Source organism: Bradyrhizobium sp. (genome assembly GCF_028868675.1).
In the GTDB taxonomy this organism is placed as follows: domain Bacteria; phylum Pseudomonadota; class Alphaproteobacteria; order Rhizobiales; family Xanthobacteraceae; genus Bradyrhizobium.
Genome location: NZ_JAGWUA010000248.1, coordinates 1 through 6172 on the forward strand (window position 1 = coordinate 1; position 6172 = coordinate 6172).

General features: G+C 66.9%; 8 protein-coding genes. 5 read left to right on the forward strand and 3 right to left on the reverse strand.

What is annotated here, in order from left to right; all coding sequences use genetic code 11:
• The 3 genes from KGM94_RS22630 to kynU form a co-directional block, all read left to right on the forward strand.
• Nucleotides 1-692: alpha/beta hydrolase (locus KGM94_RS22630; RefSeq protein ID WP_300264295.1), on the forward strand; the 692-nt coding region annotated here is incomplete at its 5' end.
• 11 nt (nucleotides 693-703) lie between these two features.
• Nucleotides 704-1543 (forward strand): tryptophan 2,3-dioxygenase, encoded by an 840-nt coding sequence (kynA, locus tag KGM94_RS22635; RefSeq protein ID WP_300264297.1) that lies wholly within the window; start codon nucleotides 704-706, stop codon nucleotides 1541-1543.
• A 21-nt stretch (nucleotides 1544-1564) separates the two neighbouring features.
• Complete coding sequence (gene kynU, locus KGM94_RS22640; RefSeq protein WP_300264299.1) at nucleotides 1565-2770, forward strand: kynureninase; 1206 nt, start codon at nucleotides 1565-1567, stop codon at nucleotides 2768-2770.
• A 49-nt stretch (nucleotides 2771-2819) separates the two neighbouring features.
• Here the strand turns inward: kynU and KGM94_RS22645 are convergent, their stop codons facing one another.
• Nucleotides 2820-3710, reverse strand: a complete 891-nt coding sequence (locus KGM94_RS22645; RefSeq protein ID WP_300264301.1) for a hypothetical protein — start codon at nucleotides 3708-3710, stop codon at nucleotides 2820-2822.
• Nucleotides 3711-3915: 205 nt separating this feature from the next.
• On the opposite strand from KGM94_RS22645, the gene KGM94_RS22650 reads away from it, so the two are divergent.
• Nucleotides 3916-4317 carry a PaaI family thioesterase gene (locus tag KGM94_RS22650; RefSeq protein WP_300264303.1) on the forward strand — a complete coding sequence of 134 codons (402 nt, stop codon included), beginning with the start codon at nucleotides 3916-3918 and terminating at the stop codon, nucleotides 4315-4317.
• A gap of 168 nt (nucleotides 4318-4485) precedes the next feature.
• A complete protein-coding gene (locus KGM94_RS22655) occupies nucleotides 4486-5100 on the forward strand; it encodes a GNAT family N-acetyltransferase (protein ID WP_300264309.1) in 615 nt (204 codons plus the stop codon).
• 67 nt (nucleotides 5101-5167) lie between these two features.
• Here the strand turns inward: KGM94_RS22655 and KGM94_RS22660 are convergent, their stop codons facing one another.
• Both KGM94_RS22660 and KGM94_RS22665 read right to left on the reverse strand, forming a co-directional pair.
• Nucleotides 5168-5473: a hypothetical protein gene (locus KGM94_RS22660; RefSeq protein WP_300264305.1), complete on the reverse strand. Its 306-nt coding sequence runs from the start codon at nucleotides 5471-5473 to the stop codon at nucleotides 5168-5170.
• 118 nt (nucleotides 5474-5591) lie between these two features.
• On the reverse strand, nucleotides 5592-6172 hold a 581-nt coding region (locus KGM94_RS22665), incomplete at its 5' end, for a DUF2161 family putative PD-(D/E)XK-type phosphodiesterase (RefSeq protein ID WP_300264307.1).

The window sequence follows — 6172 nt, forward strand, 5'->3', positions numbered from 1 at the left end:
CCGACATCCCCTACGGCTCCGGAGAGCGCCAGCGCCTCGACCTCGTGCTGCCGGACGGCGACGCCAGGGGTATCGTCGTCTTCGTGCATGGCGGCTACTGGATGCGCTTCGACAAATCGTCATGGACCGATCTTGCCGAGGGCGCGCGGCGCCACGGTCTTGCCGTCGCGCTGCCGAGCTACACGCTGACGCCGGCCGCGCGCATCTGCGACATCACTGCGGAGATCGTCGCCGCGATCACGGCAGTCGCGGCGCTCGTTCCGGGACCGATCCGGCTCGCCGGCCATTCCGCCGGCGGCCATCTCGTCACGCGCATGCTCTGCGACGATACGCCTCTCCCGCCGGCTGTCTTCGACCGGATCGTCTCGACGTTGTCGATCAGCGGCCTGCACGACCTCCGTCCGCTCTTGAAGACGAAGATGAACGCGACCCTCGGTTTGACCATGGAGGAGGCGACGGCGGAGAGCGCCGCGCTGCGCACGCCGCGCGGCACCTCGCCCCTGATCGTCTGGGTCGGGGGCGAGGAGCGGCCCGAATTCATCCGCCAGGCCGAGTTGATGGCCAACGTCTGGACCGGCTTCGACGTGCCGACACGGCTCGTCGTCGAGCCCGGGCACAATCATTTCTCCGTCATCGACGGGCTCAAGGATCCGTCGTCGACGATCACCCGGAGCCTGGTCGGAGCGGAGTGAGAGGGCGTGTCATGACGAGCAGCGACTATGACCCAACGGCCGAAGGCGCCGAGACCGACTTTGCCCGCAAGATGTCCTACGGGAATTACCTGAGCCTCGACGCCATTCTCGGCGCGCAGCATCCGCTGTCGGACTCCCATGACGAGATGCTCTTCATCATCCAGCACCAGACCTCCGAGCTCTGGATGCGGCTCGCCATCCACGAGCTCTCGGCCGCCCGCCGCGCGATCGCGCGGGACGACGTCGCGCCGGCGATGAAGATGCTGGCGCGGATGTCGCGCATCTTCGAGCAGCTGAACAACGCCTGGGACGTGCTGCGCACGATGACGCCAAGCGAGTATACGCGTTTCCGCGGCCGGCTCGGGCAATCCTCCGGCTTCCAGTCGTTCCAGTACCGGCTGATCGAATATCTCCTCGGCAACCGCAACCACGCCATGCTGAAGCCGCACGCGCACGACGCCGAAGTCACGAAGCTGCTGCAAGCGGAGCTTGCGACGCCGAGCCTCTATGACGAGGTGCTGCGGCTCGCCGACCGCAAGGGGCTCGCGATGCCCAGGGCGGTGCTGGCGCGCGACGTCAGCGAGACGCATCGCTTCGACGACGGTGTGCTGGAGGCGTGGCGGCAGGTCTATGAGGCGCCGGAGACGCACTGGATGCTCTACGAGCTCGCCGAGAAGCTGGTCGACTTCGAGGACTATTTCCGGCGCTGGCGCTTCAACCACGTCACCACGGTCGAGCGCGTCATCGGCTTCAAGCGCGGCACCGGCGGCACCGGCGGCGTCAGCTATCTCAAGCGCATGCTGGAGGTCGAGTTGTTCCCCGAACTCTGGCGCGTGCGCACCGTTCTCTGACGTCTGCGAGGGCAGCCGAACATGACCGGAACCCGACTGCGCGTCTACGACGACACCAGGGCGCTGTTTCACATGCCTGATGGCGTGATTTATCTCGACGGCAACTCGCTGGGCGCGCTGCCGCTCGGTGTCGCCGAGCGCGTCGCGCGCGTCATCACGGCGGAGTGGGGCGACGAGTTGATCCGCGCCTGGAACAGCGCCGGCTGGTACGAGCAGCCGCGCCGCGTGGGCAATCGCATCGCCGCGCTGATCGGCGCGGAACAAGGCTCCGTGATGATGGGCGATACGCTGTCGCTGAAGGTCTACCAGGCGCTCGCCGCGGCGCTCGACATGACCCGGCGTAAGGTCGTGCTGTCGGACACCGGGAATTTCCCGACCGACCTCTACATGGCGGAAGGCCTGATCGCGACGCTCGGGCGCGGCCACCGATTGCGGCTGGTGGCGCCGGAGGAAGTCGAGGCGGCACTGTCGGAGGAGATCGCGGTTCTCTACCTGACCGAGGTCGACTACCGCACCGGCCGCCGGCATGACATGGCCGCTCTCACGGCGAAGGCACGGGCGCTAGGCATCCTCACCGTCTGGGATCTCGCGCATTCGGCCGGCGCGCTGCCGGTCGACCTCGCCGGCGCCGGCGCCGATTTCGCCGCCGGCTGCACCTACAAATTTCTCAACGGCGGCCCCGGCGCGCCGGCCTTCCTCTACGTCGCGCCGTGGCATGCCGAGGTGGCGCGGCCGGCGCTGTCGGGCTGGATGGGGCACGCAAAACCGTTCGCCTTCGATCTCGGCTATCGGCCGGCCGGCGGCGTCGAGCGTATGCGGGTCGGCACCCCGCCGGTGCTGGCGATGGCCGCGCTCGAGGCTTCGCTCGACATCTGGGACCGCGTCGATCTCGGCGAGGTCCGCGCGCGCTCGCTTCGCCTCGGCGATCTCCTGATCGCCGAGGTCGAGCGGCGCTGTCCGTCACTGAAGCTGGTAACGCCGCGCGCGCACGCCCAGCGCGGCTCCCAGGTCTCCTTCGCCTTTGCCGACGGCTACGCCGCGATGCAGGCACTGATCGCGCGCGGCGTGATCGGCGATTTCCGCAGCCCCGACATCATGCGCTTCGGCATCACGCCGCTCTATGTCGGCGAAGCCGACATGCTTCGCGCGGCCGGGATCATCGAGGAGGTGATCGCGGGCGAGGTGTGGCGCCGGCCGGAATACCAGGTGGTGAACGCGGTGACGTGAGACGCGCAAGTCGCCGCGGCCTGGAGGCCGGCTCTAGCGAGGTCCGTGCTCAGGCGACGTCGGCTCGAGGTATCGTCTCGCTCTCCGTGCGAGCGGCGAGGGCGTTGAGATCAATGAATTCCGAATCGTCGGGAGGGTCATCGCCGTCGATTCCGCCGCTGCCATGGACCTGGATCAGGGTTTTGACCCGCCTGGCGCTGAGATAGTCGACATGCTGGTGTTGCAGGGCGATCGGCAGCAGCGTCTTCGGCAGTTCGACCAGCGCAAAGGCAGTCGCTTTGCGCATCTCGGTTCCGTCCTGCCATTTGAGCGGACTGAGCGTGTAGATCAATTGCCGCTCGATCTCCGGAAGCTGTGAGCTCGCGGCCCCGGGCGACGGCAGCAATGCGGCGTTGGCGTTGCCCACCCGCGTCCGTGCGGCGAGCGTCCTCAGCTCCCAGCAGACGAGGTCCGCGGCCGCCAGTACCTCGCGACTGACCTGGCCGACGTTGGTGGAAAAGCCGCTCGCCTCCGCCACCGTCACCGCTGCCTTCGCGACGGCATCGACGAGCCCGGCGGCGCCGGCAGTAAAGCCTGGAACGGCCTGATCGATCGCCGCGGCCAGTGCCTCGATGCGATCCGCGAGCAGTTCGCGGTCGCGTTGCGCAACGGCGTCGGCAAGGGCGCGCTCGGTTGCGAAGACCTGTTCGTTGGCTTCCCCGAGCGCGGCGCGCAACGCGTTGGCACGGTCCTCGACCGAACGCAGCATGGCCTCGGCGCGCGCCAGCTTGGCGTTGCCGGCCCCGGCCTTTGCCAGTTGTTCGGCGGCTGCGCGCTTCTCTGTAACGAGGGATTCCGCAAGACTGAGCCGCGCGGCGAGCTTCTGCCGTTCCGCCTGCTTGCCCTTCAGCGCACTCTCGAAGCGCTCGATCGGGCCGAGCTTACGTCTGAACAGTGCCATGGCAATATCCTTGCCGATCGCGATGCGTCGGCGAATCAGCTGGCAGCTCCAATGTGCAAGCCCTAGTTGGAAATTTGGCTAAGATTGCGGCCCGGTGAAAACGCACAAGCCCGCCCGTCGTCGCCGCGGCCATGACCTCGGAGGTCATTGCTTTGCCGCACGGAGCAATTCAGGTTGCACCGACAGGACATTGGGAGGAGATTCGATGACGCCGCTCGAGAAACTTCATGCGATGAAGATGCCGTTTGCCGAGCTCAAGGGCGTGCAGTTCGTCGAGGCGGAGAAGGAGCGGGTGGTGGCGAAAATGACGGTGCGCCCCGACCTCTGCACCCTCGGCCACATCGCCCATGGCGGGGCGATCATGGCGTTCGCCGATTCCGTCGGCGCTGCCGCGACCGTGCTCAACCTGCCGGAGGACGCCAAGGGCACCACGACGCTGGAGAGCAAGACCAATTTCATCGGCGGGGCGAAGGAGGGAACCACGGTGATCGCCACCGCGACGCCGATTCACCGGGGCCGGCGTACCCAGGTATGGCAGACCCGGCTGGAGACCGAGGACGGCAAGCTGGTGGCCCTGGTGACCCAGACCCAGATGGTCCTCGTATGACTACGAAGCCTTGATTTCGTTAACGAATTGGTCGCAACCTCTGTCTCTTATCCTGGGTAATGCCCCGTCTTGAAAAATATATTGCGATGCACAATATAGGGACCCTAGGGATTCGAACGCCTCCTCGAGGGACACCAAGAGGAGTTTGACGTGGCTAGCAAAGAAACCATCCAAGAAACCGCCCATGCCGACCCCGGTGCGACCACCGGCTGGGGCTATGTGCGGACCTTGATCCAGCAGGAGGAACTGCCGCTCCTGCGCGATCACCTGCTGAGGCTCGATCCCGAGAGCCGGCACGACCGCTTCAACGGATTTCTCGACGACGGCTTCATCGAGCGCTACGCCGCCCGCTGCGCGGACGACGGCACCGTGATCGCGGCCTACATCGTCGACGGCGTGGTGCGCGGCGCGGCCGAGCTGCACCCGCCGGAGGGCGATGCCCTGCCCGAGGTGGCGTTCAGCGTGGAAGCATCCGTGCGGCGCCGGGGCATCGGCACCATGCTGTTCCGCCGCCTGGTCGCGGAAGCGCGCTGGAAGGATTTCAAGCAGCTTCGCATCACCACCGGCGCGGACAACCACGCGATGCGCGCGCTGGCGAACAAGTTCGGCGCGCACCTGTCGTTCCGCCACGGCGAGTCGACCGGCACGATCGATCTGACCAAGACGCCCGAGGCCGAGCTCGCAGAACTCGCTGCCGCGCCGTTCACCGCCGGGCGCGCGATCCTGAGCTTCAACAGAACGTGCTGGAAGCTGCTGTCCAGCATGTACAACCGCGCGGCCTAAGAAAAAAGCGGACCGGCATCGCCGGTCCGCTTTCTCGCTTGTTCGTGCTGAAAGATGCGCGCGGGCTCTAGGTGCCGGTGCGCTTGTCGTTGCCGAAGCGGCGCACGACGCGGCGCTCGACCACCACCGAGCGCTGCGCGCCCTGTTCGCCCGTAATCACGCGCGTGGCCGTGATGCGCGCATTGGCGCGCGCCTGCTTCTTGACCTCGGCCTGCACCACATCGAGCGGCATGCCCATCAGCGACGCCGCGATCTCGGCCTGCGCCTCCTGGTCGTCGGTGATGCCGATGGCTGCGAAAATCGCCTCGTCCAGGGTGGGCGGATCGTGGCGGACGCGCCGCGGGCCATATTTGGTATTCCAGTCTGCGCTCATGGGAGGCCTCGTTTCGATCCGGGATACCTAGTGCCGCTCATGTTGCATTGCAATATGAATTTGATGTAGCAATCCAGCCATTCACATCATGCATTGGGCTCAATCGCATTGAGCCACGTCACGGCGATGACGGCGCAGCCTCGGGCTGCAGCCGGTATTGCGGCCAGCGCTTCAGCGCGGCGTGGCCGGCGTCGGTGAGGCCGTAGATGCCGCGCTCGGCGCGCGCGAACCAGCCATAGACGTTGTGCAGCAGAATTTTGCCGGCATCCGGGCACCGGGCACGGAGGTCGCGCACCCGCTGCGGGCCGTCAGCAAGCGCCGACGCGCAGGCCAACGCCTGCTGGCGGTAGGCCGTCATGATCGGAGCGCGCGTGCTGCCGCCCTTGACCGGATCGCCCTGGCGGCGCTGGTGCTCGGCGACCAGTCGCGAGCGTTTTTTCGGCTCGCGGCGCGGACTGGCCGTCGGCGGCTTGACCAAGACTTCCACCTGGCCGCGCTCGCTCACTCCCAGCATGCCAAAACCGAGGCGACGACACAGATTGCGATAGCGCGCGTCGCTCTCGCGGCCCTTGCCGCGCGCCGACATTCTTGCGGCGATCCAGACCTCGTCGCCGGCCGGCGCGCGATCGACCGCCTGCAGGATCAATTCGAGATTGAAGGCGAGCTTGAGCTCGCCGATCACCACGACCGGCGGATCGC